23 protein-coding genes and 1 tRNA gene are annotated in these 24,052 nt (G+C 62.8%); all 24 read left to right on the forward strand.

Going from position 1 to position 24,052, the window contains the following annotated elements; genetic code table 11:
* The first annotated feature begins 64 nt into the window (after window positions 1-64).
* On the forward strand, window positions 65-841 hold the full coding sequence (gene tolQ, locus AC1DTQ_RS12120) for a protein TolQ (protein ID WP_477849895.1): 777 nt from the start codon (window positions 65-67) through the stop codon (window positions 839-841).
* 29 nt (window positions 842-870) lie between these two features.
* On the forward strand, window positions 871-1,308 hold the full coding sequence (locus tag AC1DTQ_RS12125) for an ExbD/TolR family protein (RefSeq protein WP_310095919.1): 438 nt from the start codon (window positions 871-873) through the stop codon (window positions 1,306-1,308).
* A complete protein-coding gene (tolA, locus tag AC1DTQ_RS12130) occupies window positions 1,298-2,299 on the forward strand; it encodes a cell envelope integrity protein TolA (protein WP_477849896.1) in 1,002 nt (333 codons plus the stop codon). Before AC1DTQ_RS12125 ends, tolA begins: the two co-directional genes overlap by 11 nt.
* 72 nt (window positions 2,300-2,371) lie before the next feature.
* Window positions 2,372-3,691 (forward strand): Tol-Pal system beta propeller repeat protein TolB, encoded by a 1,320-nt coding sequence (tolB, locus tag AC1DTQ_RS12135; RefSeq protein WP_477849897.1) that lies wholly within the window; start codon window positions 2,372-2,374, stop codon window positions 3,689-3,691.
* Window positions 3,692-3,775: 84 nt separating this feature from the next.
* The gene (gene pal, locus AC1DTQ_RS12140; RefSeq protein ID WP_477849898.1) at window positions 3,776-4,294 is read left to right on the forward strand and encodes a peptidoglycan-associated lipoprotein Pal; all 519 of its coding nucleotides are present in this window, start codon (window positions 3,776-3,778) and stop codon (window positions 4,292-4,294) included.
* 21 nt (window positions 4,295-4,315) lie between these two features.
* Window positions 4,316-5,119: a tol-pal system protein YbgF gene (gene ybgF / locus AC1DTQ_RS12145; protein WP_477849900.1), complete on the forward strand. Its 804-nt coding sequence runs from the start codon at window positions 4,316-4,318 to the stop codon at window positions 5,117-5,119.
* A 48-nt stretch (window positions 5,120-5,167) separates the two neighbouring features.
* A complete protein-coding gene (queE, locus tag AC1DTQ_RS12150) occupies window positions 5,168-5,848 on the forward strand; it encodes a 7-carboxy-7-deazaguanine synthase QueE (protein WP_477849901.1) in 681 nt (226 codons plus the stop codon).
* Window positions 5,849-5,963: 115 nt separating this feature from the next.
* Window positions 5,964-6,632 carry a 7-cyano-7-deazaguanine synthase QueC gene (gene queC / locus AC1DTQ_RS12155; protein ID WP_477849902.1) on the forward strand — a complete coding sequence of 223 codons (669 nt, stop codon included), beginning with the start codon at window positions 5,964-5,966 and terminating at the stop codon, window positions 6,630-6,632.
* Window positions 6,633-6,695: 63 nt separating this feature from the next.
* A tRNA-Lys gene (locus AC1DTQ_RS12160) sits at window positions 6,696-6,771 on the forward strand.
* Between the two features lie 506 nt (window positions 6,772-7,277).
* Window positions 7,278-7,916, forward strand: coding sequence for a polysaccharide biosynthesis/export family protein (locus tag AC1DTQ_RS12165; protein WP_477850088.1), 639 nt, complete (start codon window positions 7,278-7,280; stop codon window positions 7,914-7,916).
* Window positions 7,898-9,325 (forward strand): GumC family protein, encoded by a 1,428-nt coding sequence (locus AC1DTQ_RS12170; protein WP_477849903.1) that lies wholly within the window; start codon window positions 7,898-7,900, stop codon window positions 9,323-9,325. The genes AC1DTQ_RS12165 and AC1DTQ_RS12170 overlap by 19 nt, the downstream gene beginning before the upstream one ends.
* A gap of 561 nt (window positions 9,326-9,886) precedes the next feature.
* Window positions 9,887-11,335 (forward strand): undecaprenyl-phosphate glucose phosphotransferase, encoded by a 1,449-nt coding sequence (locus AC1DTQ_RS12175; RefSeq protein WP_477849904.1) that lies wholly within the window; start codon window positions 9,887-9,889, stop codon window positions 11,333-11,335.
* Between the two features lie 12 nt (window positions 11,336-11,347).
* Window positions 11,348-12,673, forward strand: coding sequence for a polysaccharide biosynthesis protein GumE (locus AC1DTQ_RS12180; RefSeq protein WP_477849905.1), 1,326 nt, complete (start codon window positions 11,348-11,350; stop codon window positions 12,671-12,673).
* Window positions 12,674-12,691: 18 nt separating this feature from the next.
* Entirely contained in the window at window positions 12,692-13,771 is a 1,080-nt protein-coding gene (locus tag AC1DTQ_RS12185) for an acyltransferase family protein (RefSeq protein ID WP_477849906.1), read from the forward strand.
* A gap of 52 nt (window positions 13,772-13,823) precedes the next feature.
* Window positions 13,824-14,957 carry a glycosyltransferase family 4 protein gene (locus AC1DTQ_RS12190; protein WP_477849907.1) on the forward strand — a complete coding sequence of 378 codons (1,134 nt, stop codon included), beginning with the start codon at window positions 13,824-13,826 and terminating at the stop codon, window positions 14,955-14,957.
* Window positions 14,954-16,000, forward strand: a complete 1,047-nt coding sequence (locus tag AC1DTQ_RS12195; protein ID WP_477849908.1) for a glycosyltransferase — start codon at window positions 14,954-14,956, stop codon at window positions 15,998-16,000. Before AC1DTQ_RS12190 ends, AC1DTQ_RS12195 begins: the two co-directional genes overlap by 4 nt.
* Complete coding sequence (locus AC1DTQ_RS12200) at window positions 15,997-17,493, forward strand: lipopolysaccharide biosynthesis protein (protein ID WP_477849909.1); 1,497 nt, start codon at window positions 15,997-15,999, stop codon at window positions 17,491-17,493. Before AC1DTQ_RS12195 ends, AC1DTQ_RS12200 begins: the two co-directional genes overlap by 4 nt.
* A gap of 56 nt (window positions 17,494-17,549) precedes the next feature.
* A complete protein-coding gene (locus AC1DTQ_RS12205) occupies window positions 17,550-18,788 on the forward strand; it encodes a GumK N-terminal domain-containing glycosyltransferase (RefSeq protein ID WP_477849911.1) in 1,239 nt (412 codons plus the stop codon).
* Window positions 18,739-19,563: a polysaccharide pyruvyl transferase family protein gene (locus AC1DTQ_RS12210; RefSeq protein WP_477849913.1), complete on the forward strand. Its 825-nt coding sequence runs from the start codon at window positions 18,739-18,741 to the stop codon at window positions 19,561-19,563. Before AC1DTQ_RS12205 ends, AC1DTQ_RS12210 begins: the two co-directional genes overlap by 50 nt.
* Window positions 19,564-19,593: 30 nt before the next feature.
* Window positions 19,594-20,373: a WecB/TagA/CpsF family glycosyltransferase gene (locus tag AC1DTQ_RS12215; protein WP_477849914.1), complete on the forward strand. Its 780-nt coding sequence runs from the start codon at window positions 19,594-19,596 to the stop codon at window positions 20,371-20,373.
* A gap of 123 nt (window positions 20,374-20,496) precedes the next feature.
* Window positions 20,497-21,012: a DUF2306 domain-containing protein gene (locus AC1DTQ_RS12220; protein WP_477849916.1), complete on the forward strand. Its 516-nt coding sequence runs from the start codon at window positions 20,497-20,499 to the stop codon at window positions 21,010-21,012.
* Between the two features lie 138 nt (window positions 21,013-21,150).
* Window positions 21,151-21,975, forward strand: coding sequence for an alpha/beta fold hydrolase (locus AC1DTQ_RS12225; protein ID WP_477849917.1), 825 nt, complete (start codon window positions 21,151-21,153; stop codon window positions 21,973-21,975).
* A 198-nt stretch (window positions 21,976-22,173) separates the two neighbouring features.
* The gene (gene mobA / locus AC1DTQ_RS12230) at window positions 22,174-22,749 is read left to right on the forward strand and encodes a molybdenum cofactor guanylyltransferase (protein ID WP_477849918.1); all 576 of its coding nucleotides are present in this window, start codon (window positions 22,174-22,176) and stop codon (window positions 22,747-22,749) included.
* Window positions 22,746-23,972, forward strand: coding sequence for a molybdopterin molybdotransferase MoeA (locus tag AC1DTQ_RS12235; RefSeq protein WP_477849920.1), 1,227 nt, complete (start codon window positions 22,746-22,748; stop codon window positions 23,970-23,972). The genes mobA and AC1DTQ_RS12235 overlap by 4 nt, the downstream gene beginning before the upstream one ends.
* Window positions 23,973-24,052 lie beyond the last annotated feature (80 nt).

Raw genomic sequence — 24,052 nt, forward strand, 5'->3', positions numbered from 1 at the left:
ACTTGCCGAACATGATTTGCCCAGCTAGACCCACCCCCGAATCGGAAATTTGAGGAAATACCGGATGATTGCACTGCTCCTGGCCCTGCAGGAAACCGTGGTTGAAGCCCTGCCGGAAGACGTCGCCAACGCCGCTGCGCAAGCGACCGCCGAGGCCACCCACAGCAGCATCAACTACCTCGACCTGATGATCAAAGCCAGCCTGCCGGTGAAATTGATCGTGCTGCTGCTGCTGGCCGGCTCGCTGATCAGTTGGGTCATCATCTTCCGCAAGGCGCGCATCTTCAGCCGCGCCAATCGCGATGCGGACGAGTTCGAAGGCCGGTTCTGGTCCGGTGCCGATCTCAATAAGCTGTACTCCGCTGCGGTCGACCGCAACCGCGTGGTGACCGGGTTGGAGGCGGTGTTCGAAGCGGGTTTCCGCGAATTCGCCCGCCTGCGCGACAAGCGCAAGCTCGACAATCGCGCGCAACTGGAAGGCGCGCAGGGCGCCATGCGCGTCGCTTATACGCGCGAGATCGACAAGCTGGAACGCAATCTTGAGTTGTTGGCCAACATCGGCTCCACCGCGCCGTACGTCGGCCTGGTCGGCACCGTGTTCGGCATCATGGTGACCATGCACGACATGCTCAACAGCGGCGAGCAGGCCGGCATCGCCGCGGTGGCGCCGGGCATTTCCGAAGCCTTGTTCGCCACCGCCATCGGCCTGTTTGTGGCCATCCCCGCGGTTTGGGCCTACAACCGCTACACCACCCGGGTGGAACGTCTATCCGTGCGATACGAATCCTTCGCCGAGGAATTCAGTTCCATCCTGCAACGCCAAACCCCGTCCGAAGAATGACACGCCATCCATAGAGCCGGGAGTCCGCCATGGCCACCGCCATTTTTCGTCGCAAACGCCGCAAGCTCAAATCCGAGATCAACGTCGTTCCCTACATCGACGTGATGCTGGTGCTGCTGATCATCTTCATGGTCACCGCACCGCTGCTCACGCTCAGCGTCGATGTCACCCTGCCCAAGGCCAACGCGAAGGCGGTGGACAGCAAGGAAGATCCCATCGTCGTGGTGGCTTATCCCGACGGTCGCATGGGACTGAAGCTGCCGGATGCGGAGATCGAGGTGCTGGATACCGCTGCCTTCGAAGCCAAGCTGGCGCCCATCGTCGCCCAGCAAGGGGGCGAGATGCGGGTAATGGTCGCTGCGGAAGGAAACGCGCCGTACCAGGTGGTGCTGACTGCCATGGACGTGCTGAAAAAAGCGAAAGTGAAGAACGTCAGCCTGTTGACCGAATCCGGTAATGCACGCTGACGTTGCCCCGCGTGGTGCGGTCCTGCCTGAGGACGGTTATGGAAAGGCCGTCGCCTATGCCATCGGCCTGCACGTTCTGCTGGCGCTGCTGCTCTGGTTTTCGTCCTGGTTCACCTGGAATCACGAATCGTCCTCCGCCGCCGGCTTGCCGGTAATGGATGCCTCGCTGGACGCTTCGGCTGCAGATATCCGCGCCGCCGAGCGCGCCTTGCAGCATGTTCCAGAACCGCTGCCGCAGCCGGTCGAAGAAGTGGCGGAAGAAGAGACGGTGCCGCCGCCGCAACCGATCCTCGAGCCGCGTCCGCAGGATTCTCCTACACCGCAGCAGCAGGTGGCGCAGGAACGCATTCCCGTTCCCGATACCCAGGACCAGGACGAAGCCAGCCGCTTGGCGCTTTCGCAGGAAAAAGCCTTGCGCGAGCAGGAAGAGAAGCGTCGCCAGGAACAGATCGACCTGACCGAACAGAAGCGGGTGGAAGAAGCGCAAAAGCAACAACGCCTGGCAAAACAGCAGGAAGAGGCAGACAAGCAGAAGAAACTGGATGAGATCCGGCGGCTACGCGCGCAGGCGTCGAAGGACGCGCAACTGGCCGAACAGAAATTGCGCCAGTTGGCCGATGCGCGCGCACGCAGCACCAGCGCCGCGACGGCGGCCGCCCAGTCCGACGCGGGTTCCAGCGCGCCGGCCGGGGAGGGCGGCGTCGACGAGGGCTTGCTCGCCAAGTACCGGGCGGCCATCCAGCAGGCGGTAAGCGATCAATGGACGCGACCGGAATCGGTGCCGCTCGGCACCCGCTGCCGTGTCGTCATCAAGCAGCTTCCCGGCGGACAGGTGATGAGCGCTGAGGTCCAGCCCGGGTGTGCCATGGACCAGGCCGGTCAGGATTCGCTGGAGCGCGCGGTCCTGAAAGCGCAGCCCTTGCCCTATCGAGGCTTCGAGAGCGTGTTCAACCGGACCCTGAACTTCAATTTCACAGCCCAGGATCGATAGTTTCGTTCACGATTGCGAAAACATTCACGTTCAGGCTGCTATCCCTCTCACACCCTAAATTCCGATGTGCTCATGAAAATACTGCCGTACTGGCTAGCCGTACTCGCGCTCCTGATCTTGCCGTTCGCCGCCTCGGCGCAGCAGCAGGGCCTGGAAATCGACATCGTCGGCGGCAACGCCTCCGCGTTGCCGATCACCGTAGTCCCGATGCCCTACCAGGGCTCGGCCGCGGCGCCGGGGACCGATGTGGCCTCGGTGGTGCGTGCGGACCTGGAGCGCTCCGGCGCCTTCCGCACTTTGCCGGAGGCCAGTATCGTCGAACGTCCGACGCGCGGCGGCGAAGTGCAATACCCGACCTGGCGCGCGTTGAAGCAGGACTACTTGGTGGTCGGCCGTGTGGTCGATGCCGGCGCCGGCAGCTACCGGGTGGAGTACGAACTGTTCGACGTGGCCAAGCAGGAGCGAATGTTGGGCTTGGCGCTGACCGCTCGTTCCAACGCCATGCGCGACGTCGCCCACCAGATGGCCGACGCCATCTACGAGAAGATCCTGGGCATTCGCGGTGCGTTCTGGACCCGCATCGCCTATATCACCCAAACCGGGCTTGGCAAGCAGGCGCGTTATGCGTTGATGGTCGCCGACTCGGACGGCTTCAATCCGCAGACCGTGGTCCGCTCAGCCGAGCCGCTGCTTTCGCCTTCGTGGAGCCCGGACGGCAGCAGGCTGGCCTATGTGAGTTTCGAGCGCGGCAATTCCTCGATCTATATCCAGAACATCTCTACCGGTGCGCGCGAGTTGGTCACCAGCTTCCGCGGTATCAACGGCGCGCCGACGTTCTCGCCGGACGGCCGTCGTCTCGCGCTGACTCTGTCCCGCAGCGGTAATCCCGAGATCTATGTGATGGATCTCGGCAGCAAGCAGCTGACCCAGCTCACCAACCAGTTCGGCATCGATACGGAGCCGACCTGGAGCGCAGATGGTTCCACCATCTATTTCACCTCCGATCGCGGCGGCCGCCCGCAGATCTATCGGGTGGCTTCCAGTGGCGGCAGCGCCTCGCGGGTGACCTTCCAAGGCAACTACAACGCCACCGCCACCGTGTCCTACGACGACAAGAAGATCGCCGTGGCCCAGGGTAGCGGCAACAATTACCGCATCGCGATGATGGACAGCAGTTTGGGTTCCCCACGCTGGACCACGCTGTCGCCGGGCTCGCTGGACGAATCGCCGAGCTTCGCGCCCAACGCCAGCATGGTGCTTTACGCTGCCCGCGAAGGCCGTCGAGGTGTGCTCTACGCCGTATCGGCCGACGCCCGCGTGCGCCAGCGGCTGGTTCTGGCCGATGGCGACGTGCGCGAGCCGGCTTGGTCCCCTTACCGCTCGCCGCGCTGATTCGATTCCCTCCGTCGAAACCGGTTCCACTGTTAATATTACGAACCAAGCCTTCCACCCCGCGCCAAGCCCGAGGAACCCCCGATGAAGAACACCACCCGCGTCGTACTGATTTCCCTCCTTTCCGTTGCAGTCCTGGCCGGCTGCAAAAAGACCGTCAAGGAAACCCCGCCCGCCGACACCGGCGCCGGTACCACCGCTCCGGTAACCGACACCACCACCACCGCAGGCGCCTACGGTCCGAACGACCTGGATACCGACGCCTGCCTGCGTCAGCGCGTTGTCTACTTCGATCTGGACCAGGATGCCCTGAAGCCGGAATTCCAGGCCATCATCGGCTGCCACGCCAAGTACCTGCGCGACCGCCCGTCCTCGCGCATGAATCTGGAAGGCAACGCCGACGAGCGCGGCAGCCGCGAGTACAACTTGGGTCTGGGCGAACGCCGCGGCAATGCCGTGTCCTCGGCCATCCAGGCGCAGGGCGGTTCCGGCAGCCAGATCTCGGTGGTTAGCTACGGTGAAGAGCGTCCGGTCTGCACCGAGTCCAACGAGGATTGCTGGGCCCGTAACCGTCGCGTCGAAATCATCTACACGGCCAAGTAAGCGCAAGACGGAAGCACGCAAGTGAAGCGACTCCTGATCAGTACGATCATCGCGGCGGCCCTGGTGGCCGCCGCACCTGCTCATGCCCAACGCCAGAGCCTGGCCGATCGCGTGGCGGCTCTGGAGACGAAAGCCGCCAATGATCGCGGCAACACCGACCTGTTGAACCAGATGACGCAGCTGCGTACCGAACTGCAGGAAATGCGCTCGCTGGTGGAGCAATTGCAGAACGAGAACGAGCAACTCAAGCAGACCAGCAAGGACCAGTACCTGGATCTGGACGGCCGCTTGAACCGCATCGAAGGGGGAGCCGCTCCCGCAGTACCGGCAGCGACTTCGCCCCCAGTCGCGCCTCCCGCCACCGGCGCAGCCGCGCCGGCGACGGAGCGGGCACCCTCGGTGCATGGCGATGTCGGAGCCATGGCCCAGTCCGGCGACGAGCGTGCGGCCTACAACGTCGCCTTCGATGCATTGAAGGGCGGCAACTACGCCGATGCGGCGCAGCTGTTCCTCAGTTTCCTCGAGCTGTATCCGAACGGCGCCTACACTCCCAACGCGCTGTACTGGCTCGGCGAAAGCTATTACGTCACCCAGAACTACCAGCTGGCCGCGCAGCAGTTCCGCACCCTGTTGGAGCGTTACCCGACCCACGACAAGGCGTCCGGTTCGCTGCTCAAGCTTGGCCTTTCCGAATACGGTCTGGGCAAGGTCGACGAAGCCGAGCGAACCTTGAACGATGTAGTCACCCGTTATCCCGGCACCGACGTCGCCCGTACCGCCGACGATCGGCTGAAATCCATGCAACTGGGCCGCAGCATCCGCTGAACTGCTTTTCCCTTCTCCCCAAGAGAGAAGACCAGCTAAGCTTTCTCCATGAATGCCGCCGTCCCCAGCGATATCGTCCAGTCCACCACGGACCGCCTGAAGATCACCGAGATTTTCCTGTCCCTGCAAGGCGAAGCCGCCAGCGTGGGCTGGCCCACCGTGTTCGTGCGCCTCACCGGCTGCCCGTTGCGCTGCCAGTATTGCGATACCGCCTATGCCTTCCATGGCGGCGACTGGTGGGATATCGCCGATATCGTGGCTGAAGTGGCCAAGCATGGCGTACGCCATGTCTGCGTCACCGGCGGCGAGCCGCTTTCTCAGAAACGTTGCTTGATCCTACTGCGCGCGCTTTGCGATGCGGGATACGACGTTTCGCTGGAGACTTCCGGCGCGATCGATATCGCCGACGTCGATCCGCGCGTTTCCCGGGTACTGGACATCAAGACCCCGGCTTCGGCGGAAGCCGCGCGCAACCGCTGGGAGAACCTGCCACTGCTCACCGCCCGCGACCAGGTCAAGTTCGTGCTCTGCGGACGCGAGGACTACGAATGGGCATGCGGCATCGTTTCGACGCACAGGCTGAGCGAACGTTGCGATGTGCTGTTTTCCCCGAGCAAATCGGAGCTGTCGCCACGCGATCTGGCCGACTGGATCGTCGCCGACCGCCTGCCGGTGCGCTTCCAGATGCAGCTGCACAAGCTGCTGTGGAACGACGAACCAGGCCGCTGACAATCCTGCGGTCGTTGCTAGGCGGCGACCCAGACCCACGGCTCCGATAAAATACCGAGTCTTGGATCAATGGCCGCACTTACGCGGCCCCCACCGTCACGTACCCGGAACGCAAATGAAAAACGCAGTCGTCCTCGTCTCCGGCGGCATGGATTCCGCCGTCGTCCTCGCCCTCGCGCGCGAGGAAGGCTTTTCCGCCTACGCGCTCAGCGTGAGCTACGGCCAGCGTCATACCTCCGAACTACAGGCGGCCGACCGCGTTTCGCTAGCGCTGGGCGCAGCGGCGCACAAGACCGTCAATGTCGATCTGCGGTCCATCGGCGGTTCCGCCTTGACCGACGCCGATATCGAAGTCCCCGAAGCGGGCGGTGCGGGCATACCGGTCACCTACGTGCCGGCGCGCAATACCATCATGTTGTCGGTAGCGCTGGGCTGGGCCGAAGTACTGGGCGCAACCGACATCTTCTGCGGCGTCAACGCGGTGGATTACTCGGGCTATCCCGATTGCAGGCCCGAATTCATCGCGGCGTTCGAGAGCCTGGCCAACCTGGCCACCAAGGCCGGGGTGGAAGGCGCGGGCCTGCGCATCCGCGCGCCGCTGCTGGAGATGAGCAAGGCCGACATCGTGCGCGAGGGCGTTCGCCTGGGCGTGGACTTCGGCCAGACGGTTTCCTGCTATCGCGCCGACGCCCAAGGCCGCGCCTGCGGCCACTGCGACGCCTGCCGCCTGCGCGCCGCCGGCTTCGCCGATGCCGGCGTGCCGGACCCCACGCATTACGCCTGATTTCTCAGCAGGCGCCCGGTGCGCTAGAATGTGTCCCCCGGCGCAATGCCGGGGGTTTCATGTGGGCCGTTAGCTCAGTTGGTAGAGCAGAAGACTTTTAATCTTTTGGTCGATGGTTCGAATCCATCACGGCCCACCATCCGCGTCAATCATCCATAAAAGAATTTCCTGATTCTTGAAGTGTCGGCAGACGCAATTCGGGAAATCTTCTCGAATCGAACGTGATGCCCTTTGCTCATGTTCGATGTGAACCATCGCTGCATAGCTGCGCTTTCAAGCGATGGAGTTCACAAACTAACGCAGAAAATGAATTGCGGTTAATGCAGCGCGCCGCCCTTTCACGGCGCCTTCGCAACGGCGTGCCAACAATGATTTACGGTGGAACCGTTGGCCGTAGCAGGATGTGCTGCAGGTCCCGAATTCATGGCGGGCGAGAACTTGGCCATGAGAATCCTATATCGTTGGGTCGTGAATGGAGAAGATCGATTGGCGCGCCAGAATGGCTGCGGGACATGATTGATCAATACCGCCAGGGTTGGGCAAGTTGCCGGCGATAGTCAGGCCGGCCAGTACGTACGTTGGCCCCGAATCCAGAGGTGGCATGTGAGAATCGATCGAACGGTTGGAGTGGTGTTGTTTTGTCTGATGGGGCTGTGCGCGTGCAGTAGCCGCGCGCCCATGCGCGACCTGCCGCCGGCCGATCCGGTAGGGCAGGCGCTTGGGCGGCCCGAATACCGGCTCGGCCCGGGCGACCTGGTCAAGTTGCAGGTGTTCCAGCTCCCCGACCTGGACCGTGAAGTCCGGGTCGATAATGCCGGCCGCATCACCCTGCCGCTGATAGGTGCGGTGGAGGCGGCTGGCTCCAGCATCGGCGAGATAGAAAGCCAGGTGGCTTCGCGTTACCGGGACCGCTATCTGCAGAATCCGCAGGTTACCCTGTCCTTGCTGCAGTCGCCCAACCAGCAGGTCACGGTCGGCGGCGCGGTGGAGCAGACCGGGATCTACCCGATGGGCGCGCCCTACCTGACCCTGCAACAGGCGGTCGCACTGGCCAAGGGCGTCAGCAACGTCGCCGATCGGCGCAACGTCATCGTCTTCCGTACCGTCAACGGCGAACGCATATTCGCCAGGTTCGACCTGGTGCAGATCCAGCAGGGGAAACTCAAGGATCCGGATATCTACGGCGGCGACATCATCATCGTCGATCGCTCTGGCGCTCAGTTGCTGTTGCGTACCTTGATCGAACTCACTCCTTTTGTCGGCGTATGGCGGGCCTACCGATGAGAACCGACACACGCAACGATTTCCGGTATACCGATCCCCACGACAGTCCCGCTGGCAGCAGCTTGGGAGAATATGCGCATGCCTTGCTGCGCAGTTGGTGGTTGATCCTGCTCATCGCCGCATTGGTAGTGGGAGCGGCGCTGGCGGCAAGTCTGATGATGACGCCGCAGTACCGCGCCACCACCACACTGCAGATCGAGCGCGAAGCGATGAAAGTGGTGCAAATGGAGGACTTGATCCCCAGCGAATCGCCGATGGATCGCGATTTCTACCAGACCCAGTACGAGTTGTTGATGAGCCGTTCCCTGGCGAGGCGGGTGATCGCCAAGGCCGGTTTGGCCGACCATCCGGTCTATCGGGAGCAGGTAGAGGCGGCATTGGAGAAGCTCGGACCGGCGGCGTCAGGCCAGCCTGCAGCGGCGTCGCGACGCGTAGCAATCGAGAGCGCGCTTACCGATAGTGTGCTGGCTTCGCTGGAGATCGAACCGGTGCGCCAATCGCGCCTGGTCAAAGTGCATTTCGATTCGCCCGATCCGGAGTTGTCGGCGCGGGTAGCCAACGCCTACGCCAGCGAGTTCATCGCCAGCGGCCTGGAGCACCGGTTGCAGGCCTCGTCTTTCGCCACCAAGTATCTTTCGGAACGCCTCACCCAGATCAAGCAGCGCCTGCAGGACTCGGAGAAGAAATTCGTGGACTTCGCGGGTCAGGAAAAGATCGTCTCGGTGGGGGAAGACAAGCCATCGCTGCCGGCTCAGAACCTCGAGGAACTCAATGCTCTGCTTGCCTCGGCTCAGGACGCGCGCATCAAGAGCGAAGCCGCCTGGCGCCAGGCCAGGTACGGCAGCGGCCTGGCTTTGCCGCAGGTCGTATCCAACCCGCTGATCCAGAATCTGATGCAGACGCGCGCCCAGCTTTCCGCCGAATACCAGCAGAAGCTTTCGACCTTCAAGCCGGATTACCCGGAGATGCTGCGCCTGAACAGCCAGATGAGCGAGGTCGGCCGGCAGATCAACACCCAAATCTCCAATATCCGCGATTCCATCAAGGCGCAATACGAAGCGGCCAATACGCAGGAGCAGATGCTGGAAACGCGCATAGAACAGCTTAAGGGCGACGAGTTGGACCTGCAGGACCGCAGCATCCGCTACAACATGTTCAAGCGCGAAGTGGACACCAACCGGCAGCTCTACGATGGCTTGCTGCAGCGCTTCAAGGAGATCGGCGTGGCCGGCAACGTAGGCGCCAACAATATTTCGGTAGTGGATCCGGCCGACGCCCCCAACACGCCGAATTCGCCGCGACTGGCGTTCAATCTGGCGCTGGCAGCGATCTTCGGCCTCTTCGCCGGCGTGGTTGCAGCCTTGCTGTTGCATGCAATGCGTTCGTCGCGAGAAACGAGTTCGCGGTAGTTGGATGTCCACGACCGTTCGTCGGAAACCCTTGGTTGCGGATTTTTTGTTATAGGAACGACGCGTGGCAAATGCATGGCTCCGCGTCGGTGCGTCCCCGAGCGATTTGTTATTTCTCGTGTGATCAGAATCACGGGTTCGCCCGCGATTGGAAAATTTTTGCGAAATCTGTCGCGTTTACTTAGCTGACTTACCTGTACGGAAACATTCGAGCTCACAACTGATTCAGAAGATTTTCGATAGCGTGCCGACCCTCAAGAACTAAGCGCAAATGCACGCGGCCTTCACAATTGGATGTTATGTTGCAGTGCAACGAAAATGATTTTTCCGCGGTAGAAACAGTGTTTCGTCCCTTACGTCCGCTTTCTTTATTCGAGGTGCCTGAAATCTTCCAATCAGCAAGGACGCTCTTCTTCCAAATCAGTAAGTGAGGCTTGTCGTTCGCCTGGGGTCGGTGCTGGAGGGCACCGGTAAAGGCATCGGCAAGGTGATTAACAGCACGGCTCGCGTCCGACGTCCCCCCGCGTCGAACCGCACCGGGCATGTTAGGGAATACTCAAGATGCTCCTGGCAAATATGAGCGCCGATACGTCGGCATCGTCTCCCCGTTTATTGTCGAAGTACTCCGCCGCCGCCGATCTATGCCTGCGGGCCGCGGATTTGGCGGTAGTCCTGGCTTCAGCGCTGATCGCTTATCGCCTGTGTTTCGATACCTGGGTGCCTGCCATCGGATATCGCATCCCGATCAGCACTTCCATCCTGTTCGCGGCCCTGTGCTTCAACGCATTCCCGCTGTACCGCAGCTGGCGCGGCCGTGCGGTGTTGCGTGAGGTATGGATGCTAGGCCTGGCCTGGACCGGCGTGTTGGCGCTGATCTCGGCGCATACCTGGATGCTGGATCTGGGCCTGCACACCTCCCTGCTGTGGCTGGGCCTGTGGTACGCGATCGGATTCGCGCTGCTCGGCTTTTCGCGCTTTGTGGTGCGCGGCGTACTCAGCTGGATGCGCAGCCTGGGTATCGATGTGCGTCGGGTGGTAGTGGTGGGCATACGCCCGCCGGTGGTCAGGATCCATCGTTATCTGAATCAGAACGCATGGGTCGGCATGCAGATCGTCGGCTATTTCAGTACCCGCGACGACATCAGCATCGCCGACAGCACCGACCTGCACTGCCTGGGTACGGTGGAACAGCTGCCAGCGTACCTGACCGGGGATAGCATCGAAGAAGTATGGATTTCGCTGCCCATGGGCAAGCTGGGGCGGATCAAGTCGGTACTGGCGATGCTGGACAAGACGCCGGTCAAGGTGAAGCTGATTCCTGACATTTCCGATCTCGCTGCGCTCAACCAGTCCAGCGAACAGCTTGGAAGCGTGCCGGTGATCAATCTGCGACAGGACAGCGATGCGCCGAACAATTCGTTCTTCCTGACCAAGGCGATGATGGACCGCGCGCTCGCATTGGTCGCGCTAGTGCTGTTGTCGCCGCTTATGCTGGGCATTGCGGTCGCGGTCAAGCTCAGCTCGCCCGGTCCGGTGCTGTTTCGGCAGAAACGCCATGGGCGCGCCGGCAGGGAGTTCTCCATGCTCAAGTTCCGCTCGATGCGCACCGACCAGGAGGCGGGCACCGAGGTCAAGCAGGCGACGCGCAGCGATCCGCGGGTAACACCGCTGGGCGCGTTCTTGAGACGCAGCAGCCTGGACGAATTGCCACAGTTGTTCAATGTGCTCAACGGCAGCATGTCTTTAGTCGGGCCGCGCCCGCACGCGATCCAGCACAACAGCTACTACGGGATGCTGATCGACCGCTACATGCAGCGGCACTACGTCAAGCCCGGGATCACGGGCTGGGCGCAGGTCAACGGTTTTCGCGGAGAAACGCCGATGCTGCGCGATATGAAGAAGCGCGTGCAGTACGACATGGACTATATACGCCGATGGTCGCCGTGGCTGGACCTGAAGATCATGGCCCTGACGGTGGTGAAAGTCCTCGGCCAGAAACAGGCTTACTGAAGTGGCGACGCCATGTTCCGCCGTGCCGCCACTGTGCGCAACAAGCCGCTTGCGATGACCGCGACGATCGCCAGAGAGCGTCGCGACAACCTGGCCGTGGCGACGCTGCTGGTGCTTGCGATCGGCTACAACTTCCTGCTGGCGATGTTCAATGCCTCGATCCATCCGGTCGGCGCTTCGTCCGCTTATGCGGTCGAGTTGGTCATCTATGCGGGCTGTTTCCTGTTCGGTCTGCGCTCGCTGGGTCGCGACGGCCAACTGCTCGTACTCACTGGTCTGGGCCTGGTGCTCGCCTTCAATCTGGTGCGTTTCCTGGAAACCTGGAGCTTCGATCTGAAACTGGTGCGCGATGCGATCATTCCGTTCGCATTCTTGACCCTCGGCACGGCCTACCGCGGCCGCTTTCACAAGCTCGTGCTATGGCTGGCGGTGATCGTCGTGTTGGTGGCGATATTCGAGATGGCGTTCCCCAACCTGTACGGCGATCTGGTCGACCCACGGGCCTATTTCGTGAATACGCGCGGCAACAGCGAAGACGATTTCTGGAACGAAGCGAGCAAGCTCTACGTCAGCGCCACCCGACCGGGCGAACGCAACTGGCTAGGAGGCTTCGAGTTGCCGCGGGTGTCCTCGATCTTCGTGGAGCCGGTGACGATGGGCAACTTCATCATCTTCTTCTGCGCGGTGGCCATCACTTTCTGGCGTTCGCTGCGCGTTGTGGGTGTGGCGTTCTCACTGGTGCTCATTCTGTTCCTGCTGATCGCTTCGGACGGCCGTCTGGCCAGTGCGACTTGTCTATTGATGTTGCTGCTGGCGCCCTTGCTGCGGCGGGTGGACCAGACGCTGGCCGGGTTCCTCTTCATCGGCGTACTGCTGGTCGGCTGGCTCGCGGTCGGGGCACTCGGGGTAAGCGCCTATGAAGACACCACGCTGGGCCGGGTATTCGTGTCGGTCGATGCGATCAACCAGATGAGCCCGCGAGAGTGGTTCGGAATGGATCTGGCCGCGCCTTACCGCTACTCCGACAGCGGTATCGCTTACTTCATCGCCGGGCAGTCGATCGTGGTGGTGCTCGTGTTCCTGATCGCTTATTCGTTCTTGCTCAAGATGCCCACCAGCAACGGGCAGTTGTTCAAGAACCTGTTCGTGGTGGCCTTCGCCCTGAGTTTGCTGGTTTCCAATGCGTACTTCTCGATCAAGACCGCGGGCCTGTGGTGGTTCGCCTGCGGCTACTTCTGGCGGCTCCCCATTCCGCAGACGATGCCGGCCGTGCCAAGCCATCCAGGTGCGCGCGCCGCGCGGACGTTCGACGGCCCGCACGCCACGGCATCCTCATGAACAAGACCGGAGCAGCGAATGGCAGCTACAGGGATAGCCTCGCAACAGTGGAGCGCAGGCATAGCCGAGGCGACGGTCCGCGACACGCGGATCGATGCGGCCAAGGGCGTGGCGATCGCGCTGGTGGTCTTGGGCCACGCCAAGGGCATACCGGCGGGATTCACGGTACTGGTCTACAGCTTCCACGTACCGCTGTTCTTCCTATTGTCCGGCTGGCTGTCGCATCGCCGCAATGCGCAGACCGCGGCGCAAGCCTTGGCGACGCTGAGCCGTACGTTACTGGTGCCCTACGCATTCTTTTTCTTCGCGGCTTACGGGTACTGGCTGATCACACGGCACATAGGCGAGAAAGCATTGCGTTGGGGGCAGATGCCCTGGTGGGAACCGATCGGCGGACTGTTGACCGGAATCGGACCGCAGTTATACGTGCATCCAGCGCTGTGGTTCCTGCCTGCGCTGTTCATGACCGCGTTGGCTTATTTCTTCCTCGGCAAGCGACTGCAGCCGTGGATCGTCGCACTACTGATGCTGCCCTTGGCGATGCTCTGGATCATGACTTTTCCGGCAACGGGACTGCGCTTGCCGTTTGCGCTGGACGTCCTGCCGGTCGCGCTGTTTTTCTATGCATGCGGAGCGCTTGCCGGCCGGGCGGTTTCATTGCCGCAGTCGGCGTTGAGAGGCTGCGCGCTGGCCGTGTTGCTGTTGGTGCCGTGGCTGCTACTGGCATGGAGCAACGGGCGCGTGGATATCAACCAGCTGCGCTTCGGAGCTTCGGCGTGGAAGTTCGTCCTCGCCGCCTTGCTGGGAACTTCGGTGGTGCTGCTCGCCAGTTCTCTGGCGGCGCGATCGGCGGTGCTGCGCTGGATGGGCCGCAACACGCTGCTGATCCTGTGCACCCATATCCTGGTTTTCTTTGTGCTGTCCGGCGTCGCCGCGATGCTCGGCCTGTTTCCGGCAGGAAGCAAGCCAGGCCTGGCATGGGCGCTGGGCGTTTCGGGCATCTCGATCGCCTTGTGCGTACCGTTGCGGGTTCTGTTCATGCGCTACGCGCCGTGGGCGCTGGGACTGCGCCGCGCCACCGCCCAGACTACGGCGTGAGCATGATTGTTCTGCATGATGCGATGGACGCTGCGACTTTCGGGTGGACGCCATGAAAGTCGTGCATGTGGTCCGACAGTTCCACCCTTCGGTCGGCGGTATGGAGGAGGTGGTGCTGAACATCGCGCGTCGCCATCTGGCCGCAGGCGGCGAGGCGGAAGTAGTGACGCTGGACCGTGTCTTCCATGACGGTACGCAGCGCCTGCCCACGCACGAACAGCACCAGGGCGTGCCGGTGCGACGCTTGTCCTACACCGGATCCACGCGCTACCCGCTGTGCCCGCAAGTGCTGGGCGCGTTGCGCGGCGCCGACGTCGTGCATGTGCACGGCATAGATTTTTTCTACGACTACCTGGCCTTGACCGGCGCGGTGCACGGCAAACCGATGATCGCGTCCACCCACGGCGGCTTCTTCCACACCGCTTATGCCTCGCGCCTCAAGCGGCTATGGTTCAACAGCATCACCCGCGCCTCCGCGCGCGCCTACCGACGCATCGTCGCCACCAGTCGCAACGATGGCGAGATGTTCGCCCCAGTAACGGCGGCGGGGCGCTTGCGCGTGATCGAGAACGGGGTAGACATCGGCAAGTTCGCCGGCATGGGTTCGTCTGTTCCCGGGAAGACCCTGGTCAGTTTCGGCCGCTGGTCGGTGAACAAGGGCATTCCGGAAACGCTGGATCTGCTCCGCCATCTTGTCGCGGACGACGGCGACTGGCGTCTGATCCTGGCGGGCCGCGAGTTCGACTTGAAACGCGCGGATCTCGAGCGCGGCATCGATTCGCGCGGGCTGCAGGCGCATGTCGAGATCGTCGATGCGCCGTCGCAGGAACAATTGGGCGGGTTGCTGTCACGCGCGCAATATTTCGTTTCCCTGTCGCGGCACGAAGGCTTCGGCATCGCCGCGATCGAGGCGATGAGCGCCGGCCTGGTTCCCATACTCAGCACCATTCCACCCTATGCCAAGCTGCAGGCCGAATCGAAACTGGGCCTGCTGGTCGATGCGCAAGCGCCCGAAGCTGCGGCGCAGGCGGTTCGGCAACTGGCCAACGTGGATGAGGAGACCTTCGAGGCGCGCCGACGGCATGCCTTGGCCTACGTCACACGTTACGACTGGGATGCGGTCGTCGACCGCTATCGGAACGAGTACCGACAGGCGCTCGCCGAAAGCGGGAGGAAAGCTCAATGAACGCCGCGCATACGCCTTGGGTGTCGGCGCCGTCCACCCGCCGTTTCGTCGTGCTGCAGTCCACCGGCAAGCCGGACGACACCACCAACCCGTACCTGGTCCAGCTGCTGAACGCGCTGCCGGAGAATGTGGAGGTCCGGTATTTTTCCGTGCGCGATGCGTTGTTCTCGCGCTACGACCTGTTCCATGTCCACTGGCCGGAGTACCTGCTGCGGCACCGCACGCCACTCACTACGCTGGCCAAGCAGGCATGCGCGTTCCTGTTGCTGCTGCGGTTGTGGGTGATGCGCGTGCCGGTAGTGCGCACGCTGCACAACGCAAAGCCGCACGAGCAGGGCGGATTGATCGAACGGCTGCTATTGCGCTGGCTGGACCGGCTGACTACGCGCAGGATCAGGATCAACGCGGTCGAGAAAGACGCGGATACGGCTACCGATACCATCCTGCACGGCCATTACCGCGACTGGTTCGCGGCGCAGCATGTGCCGTCGAGCGTGAACGGACGTCTGCTCTGTTTCGGACTGATACGGCCTTATAAAGGCGTCGAGACTTTACTTGCGGCTTTCCACCAGCTGTCCGATGCCGGCGCCAGCTTGCGTATCGTCGGCAAGCCGGTCAGCGCCGCCATGCGTCAAACGGTGGAAGACGCATGTGCGGCTGACCCGAGAACCAGCGCGCGGCTCGAATACGTAGGCGACGAGGTGCTGGCGCGGGAGATCGGCGAAGCGCAATGCGTGGTGCTGCCGTACCGGGACATGCAGAACTCGGGCGCACTGCTATTGGCGCTATCGCTAGGGCGTCCGGTGCTGGTTCCGCGCAGCGAGGCCAATGCGGTCCTCGCCGCCGAAGTCGGCGAAGAATGGGTTCGGCTGTACGACGGCGTGCTTGACGCGGGTGTACTTGCCGAGGCGCTGCGCGCGCAGGCAAGGTGGCGCCGCCAGTCCGCACCGGATCTGTCGCGGCGCGACTGGCCGCGGCTTGGCCTGCAGCACCATGCGACCTATATGGCCGCCTTGGCGGCGACAGGAGGGCGAGCGCTATGAATGCGGGAAAACCTTCCCTGGAAGCATTGCCTATCGTTCCTTCCCTGGGCCGTCTTGCGGCCAGCGGCGCGTTGGTGACGATGGGAAGCCAAGTGCTGAAGATCGCGGTGCAGTTCGGCGGGATCGTATTGCTTGCGCGTCTGTTGACGCCGCGCGATTACGGACTGGTGGCGATGGTGGTGGCGATCGTCGGGGTAGGCGAAGTGCTGCGCGATTTCGGCCTGTCCTCGGCCGCCATCCAGGCCAAACATCTCAGCCGCGGCCAACGCGACAACCTGTTCTGGATCAACTCCGGCATCGGCTTCATGCTGGCGGCCGTCGTGTTCCTGTCCGCCGACGCGATCGCCGTTTTCTATCACGAGCCGTTGCTGCGTCCGGTCGCGCAAGCGATTTCGGCAACTTTGCTGCTCAATGGCCTGACTACGCAGTTCCGCGCACACCTCAATCGCGAAATGCGCTTCGGACAATTGGCTTTCGCCGACGTCAGCGGCCAGCTGCTCGGTTTGGGCGCGGCGGTGGGCGCCGCGCTGCTCGGATGGGGTTACTGGGCGCTGGTGGTGCAAGCGCTGGTGCAGGCATCGACCTTGCTGACCTTAATGATGCTGGCGACGCGCTGGCTGCCTGGCTTGCCGAAGCGGGACGTGGAAATGGGCGGGCTGCTCCGTTTCGGCGGCAACCTGGTGGCGTCGCAACTGCTCATCTACTTCAGCACCAATCTCGGCCAGATACTCATCGGCAACCGCCTGGGTCCGGTGCCGCTGGGGCACTACAACCGCGCGTTCGCGCTGCTGATGATGCCGCTGACCCAACTCAATGCGCCGGCCACCACCGTCGCCTTGCCGGTGCTGTCCCGCCTGCAAGGGGATCCTGCGCGCTATTCGGCGTTTCTGCTGCGCGGGCAGGCCACGCTGATGCATTTCATCATCGCGATTTTCGTCTTCGCCTGCGTGCAGGCGGGTCCGTTGATCCATCTGGTGCTGGGCGATCGCTGGGCGATGACGGTACCGATCTTCCAGATACTGGTGGTGGGAGGAATGTTCCAGGCGGCGGGTTATGCGGCTTACTGGGTATTCCTTTCCAAGGGTCTGACCGGCCCGCAACTGCGGTATTCGATCGTAAGCCGTTCGCTGGTGATCGCCTTCATCGCGATCGGTTCGCAATGGGGCGTGTTGGGCGTCGCCACCGGATACGCCTGCGGTCTGGCGGTGTCGTGGCCGCTGGTCTTGTGGTGGCTGCACCGCACTTCCGATGCGCCGGTGCGCGGCATGCTGTTCAGCGGACTGCGTGCGATAACCGGCTATGGCTTGTGCGGGCTCGCTTCGTACGCGGCGTCCCTGCGTTTCGCAGGCGCGCCGTTGTCGCTGCCGCTGCAGTTGCTGATCGGGATAGCTGCGCTAGGCGTTGCATTCGCGCTGCTATGCCTGCTATGGCCCGCGTTCCGCCGCGACGTGGCCGGCATCCTACACACCCGCACCTTGTTGCGAAGCGCATGACGCGGCGCGATGTCACCTTTCCATTGGAGGATTCGGCTTTGTTCCGAACTGAAGCGATGACCGAGCAGGCGACTACAGATACGTCCGATACGACCCGCGCACGCGATCCCGCCGCGCCCGGAAGATTTCTGGTGCTGTCGGCGCACGACTACCGAACGCCGCGCCGCGCCAACATCCATTTCATCAGCGACGAGTTGGCGACACGTGGGCATACCCGATTTTTTTCCCTTCGCTACAGCGCGTTGTCGCGATGGAAGAACGACATACGGTTGCCGCTGGACGCGAGCGCCAACCTCGTCGAGGAGCACAATGGCGTCGAATGTTTCCTGTGGAAGGCCGCGCTGCATCCGTTCAACACCCGTTGGCGCTGGCTGCGGCCGCTCGAAAATCTGATGTTCCGCTGGTACGTCCGGCATCCGCCGGCGGTGCTGGTGGCCTGGTTGCGAGAGGCCGAAGTGATCGTTTTCGAAAGCGGCACGGCGGTGGTGTTCGTGGAGCTGGCCAGGAAGCTCAATCCGTCAGCCCGCCTCATCTATCGCGCTTCCGACAGCCTGAGCGCGATCGACAGCGCGCATTACGTGGAGCGCGCCTTCGCCGAGGCGGCAGTCGATATGGATGCGATCGCACTGGTGTCGCCTGCGATGGCCGGTGAAGTCGCCAGTCAGCACAACGTCTACCACATCGGTCACGGCATCGACCCGGAGATCGAACAGCTGGCCGATCCGTCGCCTTTCGATTCCGGCGGCGTGCACGCCGTCGCGGTCGGCTCGATGCTGTTCGATCCCACTGCGATCGCCGCGGCCAGCCATGCTTTTCCTGAGGTGACCTTCCATGTGATCGGATCGGGCTGCGGGCGCATGCCGGGATACGGAGATAACGTAGTGGTGTACGGCGAAATGCCGCATGCGCAGACCCTGCGCTACATCAAACACGCTACTTTCGGGCTCGCCCCATACGCGTCCGCTCAGTTGCCCGCCTACCTGGCCGACAGCTCGCTCAAGTTGCTGCAATACGATTTCTTCGCGCTGCCGGCCATCTGCCCGCACGCCATCGTCGGACGCTACGCCTCACGTTTCGGCTACACGCCGGGCGATGCGGAATCCATCGCCGAGGCAATTCGCGGCGCGTTGCAGGCGCCGCGGGTCCGTTCCCGCGAATGCCTCGATTGGCCCGCAACTGTGGACCGTCTGCTCGAACCGGAACTCTATCCGGAACTGCGGATAGCGCCGTCCGACAGTTCGCCGCATGCGTTGCCGTTCGCCACACCGCAGGAGCCTTCACGTGTCCCTGCTTGAAACCTGGCTTGAGCGCCGGCAACGCAGCGCACTGTACTGGTGGCAGCCCAAGAGCGGCGGGGTCAACGTCGGCGACCATCTGTCCAAGGTGATCGTGGAAGCGATGCTTGCGCTGCGCGATCAAGACCTCCTGCACAAGCGTGACCGGACGCGGCGGCTATTCGCGATCGGTTCGGTGCTGCATAACGCGCGCGATGGGGAGACGGTGTGGGGCAGCGGTATCAACGCCAAGATTGGCGATGCGCAGCACCGTTTCCGTCAACTCGACGTGCGCGCGGTGCGCGGGCCGTTGACCCGGAAGTGGTTGATGGACCGCGGCATGCCCGTCCCCGAGGTGTACGGCGACCCGGCGCTGCTGATGCCGGAGTTCTATGCCAGGGACCTGATCGGCGCTTCGGCGAAGACCCCTTTCGTGGTGATTCCGCATTTCAACGAAGCGCCTGCGAAATACGACGCCTATCGCGACCGGTTGCTGTTGCCGAACATAAAACCGCTGGCCTTCGTGCGGGCGTTGCTGGGGGCGGAAAGAGTGGTCTCCAGTTCGTTGCATGGCGTGATCCTGGCCGAGGCCTACGGCATCCCAGCCACCTACCTGGACAGCGGCAATGGCGAGAACCGCTTCAAGTACGATGACTACTACGCGGGGACAGGGCGCACGAGCTGGCATTCGGGACGTACGGTCGAGGAGTGCCTGGATCTGGGTGGAAACGGCCCGTTCGATCTGCACGGTATCCAGGTAGCGTTGCGCGAGGCGTTTCCCTATGACCTGTGGTGATGCGCGAGGACTCGATGCGGGGGGCGCCGCATGAGCGCTATCGATGACGGACGCTTGCATGCGGAACGGGTGCCTGCGACGCCGCAACTGACCTGGCTGGGCGGCTACCGCGTGCAGTCGCTCACACGAGAACGGTTGGCGGAGGACCTGCTGGAGGCTTTGGACTCTGGCCGCAAGCGTCAGGTGTTCTTCGCCAACACCAATTTCGTGGTGCAATGCCGACCGCTTCGCGCGCGCCTGCAAGCGCCTTCGGTGTGCGTGGTCAACGACGGTATCGGCATGGACCTGGCATCGTTGCTGATCCATCGACGCCGCTTCGCCGAAAACCTCAACGGGACCGACTTCATCCCCTACTTGTGCGCTCAACGCACGCGCCCGTTGCGCTTTTTTCTGCTCGGCTCGAAGCCTGGCGTGGCGGTGCAGGCGGCCCGGCATCTGGTCGAGAAGCTGGGACAGCAGGTCGTCGGTACCTGCGACGGCTATGCCGAATACGCCGAAGCCGGCGATGGTTTGGTGGAAAGAATCAATGCGTCGGGGGCGGAGGTCGTGCTCGTCGCCTTCGGCAATCCGGGGCAGGAAGCCTGGATCCTGGACCATTGCGCCGCCTGCGATGCGCCGGCGATGTTCGGAATCGGTGCACTATTGGATTTCCTTTCCGGCAACGCCAAGCGCGCGCCGTCTTGGGTGCGCACGCTGCATCTGGAGTGGCTGTTCCGCCTGGGCCTGGAGCCCAGGCGCTTGCTGAAGCGTTATACCTGGGACATGATCGGGTTCTTCTGGATCTGTCTGCGCGCTGGCAAGCAGTCATAAACCCAGTTAGGGGAATGGGTAGCACCACCTGATCACGCCGGGCAGCGTCAGGCTGCCCGACAACGTGGTCGCAGCCGCCAGGCCGATCGCAGGAGAACCCCCTTCGCTTGCCGGAGAAACATCATGCTCGGTCTGACCACCCTGGGAATCATCCATACCGCCATCAGTCTTGTCGCCGTCGCGGCGGCGCTCATCGCTTTCTTCCGGGACAAAGGAATAAATCCCCGCAACGGTCTGGGAAAGACCTATGTGATTACGACGATTCTGACTTGCCTGACCGGCTTCTTCATTTTCCAGCATGGCGGCTTCGGTAAGCCGCATGCTTTGGGAATCATCACCTTGTTGGTGCTTGCCGTTGCCTGGGTGGCCGGCAACAAGAAAGTATTCGGTCGCGCAGGTCCGTACGTGGAAACGGTGCTCTATTCGCTCACCGTGTTCTTCCACATGATTCCGGCGTTCACCGAAACCTCCACGCGGCTGCCGGTCGGCGCGCCTTGGGCCACGGGTCCGGACGATCCTAATCTGCAGAAAGCGGTCGGCATCGCCTTCCTGGTTTTCCTCATCGGCGCCACCGCGCAAATCATCCGCTTGCGGCGGCTGCGCCGGGTCCTGCCTGCCGCCGCCGTGCAGACGGCATGACCTGAAGGCATCGAAGCCGCATCAAGCGCACCGCAATCTGAGGCGTTGGCGCGCTTGTAACCAGCGGTGCATTAACTTTGGCGACGATCGCCGCGTCGCCAACGACTTCTCCCCCACTCGGACCCCCAAGGAAAAACCATGGCCACCTTCACCACCAAAGACGGCACCCAGCTCTACTACAAGGACTGGGGCACCGGCCCCATCGTCACTTTCAGCCATGGCTGGCCGTTAAGCGCCGATGCCTGGGATGCGCAGATTTTCTTCCTGGCCTCCAACGGCTTCCGCTGCATCGCCCATGACCGTCGCGGCCACGGACGCTCCAGCCAGCCTTGGAACGGCAACGACATGGATACCTATGCCGACGACATGGCGGAGCTATTCGCGCATCTCGACGTCAAGGACGCCACGCTGATCGGCCATTCCACCGGCGGCGGCGAAGTGGCGCGCTATATCGGCCGCCACGGCACCAAACGGGTAAAGAAAGCCGTACTGATGGGCGCGGTGCCGCCGATCATGCTCAAGACCGAAGCCAATCCCGGCGGCTTGCCCATGGAAGTTTTCGATGGCTTCCGCACGGCTTACCACGCCGATCGTTCGCAGTTTTTCCTCGATGTGGCCAGTGGGCCCTTCTTCGGTTTCAACCGGCCAGGTGCGAAGGTTTCCCAAGGCCTGATCCAGTCGTGGTGGATGCAGGGCATGCTGTCCGGGTACAAGAACGCCTACGACTGCATCAAGGCGTTCTCGGAAACCGACTTTACGGAGGATCTGAAGAAATTCGACGTGCCTACGCTGATCATCCATGGCGACGACGACCAGATCGTGCCGATCGGCGCCTCGGCGATGTTGTCGTCGAAACTGGTCAAGGATTCCGTGCTGAAAATCTACCCCGGCGGCACCCACAGCCTGGGCGACACCAGCAAGGACAAGCTCAACGCCGACCTGCTGGAGTTCGCGCGCAGCTGATCGGGGCCGAATGGCTTTCGCGCGCAGCCCTCCGCATCGTTCGCGGAGGGTTGTGCGCTTCTGCCAGCGCTCACGTTGCTTGCGCACCTCGGAAGAAATCCGGAGTGGTAGATTGGCGAGATGAGCCAGCCCGCTAATCCTCCCGAATCAGCTACGACCGCCAGTGGGGCGGAAAAGCTTCCCGCGCTCCATGGTCTGGTGCTGACCGGTGGCGCGAGTACACGGATGGGAAAAGACAAGGCGCTGCTCGATCGACAGGGAGAACCGCAGCTGCTTGCCACCTTCCGACTGTTGAGCCAGCACGTGCAGTCCTGCTTTGTTTCTTTGCGCCGGGATCAGCGCGAGGAATCGATACGCGCGGGGCTCCCCGGCATTTTTGACGAAGCCGATGGAATTGGACCGGCGGCCGGGCTGCTCGCTGCGCATGGTGTATACCCCGATGCGGCTTGGCTGGTGCTGGCCTGCGATCTGCCGCTGTTGCAGCCATCCACCTTGCTCGGGTTGATTCGCGCGCGCGACGGACGGCATGCTGCCATTGCCTATCGCAGCGCCGTCGATGGTCTGCCCGAGCCCCTGTGTGCGCTGTGGGAACCCCCGGCGCTGGCCGGTCTTTCGCGGCAGGCGCTAGACGGGCGATACCGGTTGCGCGACATATTGGAATCCGACGACACGCTGCTGCTGCCGACGCCCGGTGGCGATGTGCTGGGAAACATCAATACGCCCCAGGACCTGCAGCGGCTGCGCGGGCCGGTGGGGAAGGGCAAACCGCCATGATTCCCTATGCGGACGCGCTGAAACTTTTACTGGCGGAATCGCGCGCGCTGGAAGACGAGTGGTGCCGGTGTTCGGATGCGCTCTCACGCGTTCTTGCCGAACCCGTACACGCACCGCGCGCATTGCCTCCCTTCACCAATGCGGCGATGGACGGCTATGCGTTCGCGAGTGAAGGGAATGTACTGGCGGCAGGCAGCGAATACGAAGTCGGCGGACTGATCGCCGCCGGCGCGCCGCCGCCGGCCGATGCCGGCACGAAAGTATGGGAAATCACTACCGGCGCTGTCTTGCCGACGGGGCTGGACTGCATCGTCCCGCTGGAGCGCGTCGAGCGACTGGAGGGTGGACGCATCCGCCTGCGGGAAGCGTTGATCGGCGGGCAGAACGTACGCCCACGCGGCAGCGATGTCGCTATCGGCAACCAAGTGGGCGCGGCGGGCCAGCGCGTCGATCCGGCATTGCGCATGATGTTGGCGGCATTGGGCATCGACCGGATCAAGGTTCGTCGCAGACCGCGGGTGGCCTTGTTGAGCACCGGCGCCGAGCTGATCGCCGATCCCGCGTTGCCGTTGGGGGAGGGACAGATCTACGCCGCCAATGCGCCTTATTTGGAAGCGTCGCTGCACGCCATGGGCGCCGAAGTGATCGCGAACACGGCGCTGGGCGACGATGCGCAAGCCTTCGCCGCGCAATTGCGAGAGGTCGCGGCCCGGGCCGATGTTGTCGTGAGCACCGGCGCGGTGTCGATGGGCCGGCATGACTTCATACCCGCCAGCTTGAGGGCGATGGACGCGCGGTTGTTATTCTATAAAGTGGCGATCCGGCCCGGGAAGCCGCTGCTTGCGGCGTCCTTGCAGGAAGGTCCATTGTTCATCGGCCTGCCGGGGAATCCCATTGCCGCCGCGGTCGGCTTCCGCTTCTTCGTGGTCCCCGTACTACGCGCGATGCTGGGCATGCCGCCGGAAACACCATTGCGGGTGCCGCTGTCGGAATCCGTCCGCGTAACGGCTGGACTGCGGCGTTTCTTCAAGGCGCGTTTACGGTACAGCGATTCGTTGGGTATGGGTCTGGAGCTGCTGGAAGGGCAGGAGTCCTATCGTATCGGCTCCTTGCTGCAGTCCAATGCCTGGGCGGTGCTGGATGAGGATGCCGATGAATTGCCGGCCGGTGCGCTAGTCGAGGTATTGCCACGCGATGCGGGTGGTGGCTGGTTTATCGATTAATCCTGTGAGAATTCGATTACTCCGCTGTGTCTCGCTCGCGATCCGATGCCCGTAGGAGCGACGTGAGTCGCGACTGAGAC

This window comes from Pseudoxanthomonas sp. P4_B2 (assembly GCF_056402315.1).

What these genes read in the sequence shown, in the direction of transcription:
- tolQ (WP_477849895.1), top strand. Translation starts at nt 65, where the DNA reads ATGATTGCACTGCTCCTGGCCCTGCAGGAAACCGTGGTTGAAGCCCTG.
- AC1DTQ_RS12125 (WP_310095919.1), top strand. Translation starts at nt 871, where the DNA reads ATGGCCACCGCCATTTTTCGTCGCAAACGCCGCAAGCTCAAATCCGAG.
- tolA (WP_477849896.1), top strand. Translation starts at nt 1,298, where the DNA reads ATGCACGCTGACGTTGCCCCGCGTGGTGCGGTCCTGCCTGAGGACGGT.
- tolB (WP_477849897.1), top strand. Translation starts at nt 2,372, where the DNA reads ATGAAAATACTGCCGTACTGGCTAGCCGTACTCGCGCTCCTGATCTTG.
- pal (WP_477849898.1), top strand. Translation starts at nt 3,776, where the DNA reads ATGAAGAACACCACCCGCGTCGTACTGATTTCCCTCCTTTCCGTTGCA.
- queE (WP_477849901.1), top strand. Translation starts at nt 5,168, where the DNA reads ATGAATGCCGCCGTCCCCAGCGATATCGTCCAGTCCACCACGGACCGC.
- queC (WP_477849902.1), top strand. Translation starts at nt 5,964, where the DNA reads ATGAAAAACGCAGTCGTCCTCGTCTCCGGCGGCATGGATTCCGCCGTC.
- AC1DTQ_RS12165 (WP_477850088.1), top strand. Translation starts at nt 7,278, where the DNA reads ATGGGGCTGTGCGCGTGCAGTAGCCGCGCGCCCATGCGCGACCTGCCG.
- AC1DTQ_RS12170 (WP_477849903.1), top strand. Translation starts at nt 7,898, where the DNA reads ATGGCGGGCCTACCGATGAGAACCGACACACGCAACGATTTCCGGTAT.
- AC1DTQ_RS12175 (WP_477849904.1), top strand. Translation starts at nt 9,887, where the DNA reads ATGCTCCTGGCAAATATGAGCGCCGATACGTCGGCATCGTCTCCCCGT.
- AC1DTQ_RS12180 (WP_477849905.1), top strand. Translation starts at nt 11,348, where the DNA reads ATGTTCCGCCGTGCCGCCACTGTGCGCAACAAGCCGCTTGCGATGACC.
- AC1DTQ_RS12185 (WP_477849906.1), top strand. Translation starts at nt 12,692, where the DNA reads ATGGCAGCTACAGGGATAGCCTCGCAACAGTGGAGCGCAGGCATAGCC.
- AC1DTQ_RS12190 (WP_477849907.1), top strand. Translation starts at nt 13,824, where the DNA reads ATGAAAGTCGTGCATGTGGTCCGACAGTTCCACCCTTCGGTCGGCGGT.
- AC1DTQ_RS12195 (WP_477849908.1), top strand. Translation starts at nt 14,954, where the DNA reads ATGAACGCCGCGCATACGCCTTGGGTGTCGGCGCCGTCCACCCGCCGT.
- AC1DTQ_RS12200 (WP_477849909.1), top strand. Translation starts at nt 15,997, where the DNA reads ATGAATGCGGGAAAACCTTCCCTGGAAGCATTGCCTATCGTTCCTTCC.
- AC1DTQ_RS12205 (WP_477849911.1), top strand. Translation starts at nt 17,550, where the DNA reads ATGACCGAGCAGGCGACTACAGATACGTCCGATACGACCCGCGCACGC.
- AC1DTQ_RS12210 (WP_477849913.1), top strand. Translation starts at nt 18,739, where the DNA reads ATGCGTTGCCGTTCGCCACACCGCAGGAGCCTTCACGTGTCCCTGCTT.
- AC1DTQ_RS12215 (WP_477849914.1), top strand. Translation starts at nt 19,594, where the DNA reads ATGAGCGCTATCGATGACGGACGCTTGCATGCGGAACGGGTGCCTGCG.
- AC1DTQ_RS12220 (WP_477849916.1), top strand. Translation starts at nt 20,497, where the DNA reads ATGCTCGGTCTGACCACCCTGGGAATCATCCATACCGCCATCAGTCTT.
- AC1DTQ_RS12225 (WP_477849917.1), top strand. Translation starts at nt 21,151, where the DNA reads ATGGCCACCTTCACCACCAAAGACGGCACCCAGCTCTACTACAAGGAC.
- AC1DTQ_RS12235 (WP_477849920.1), top strand. Translation starts at nt 22,746, where the DNA reads ATGATTCCCTATGCGGACGCGCTGAAACTTTTACTGGCGGAATCGCGC.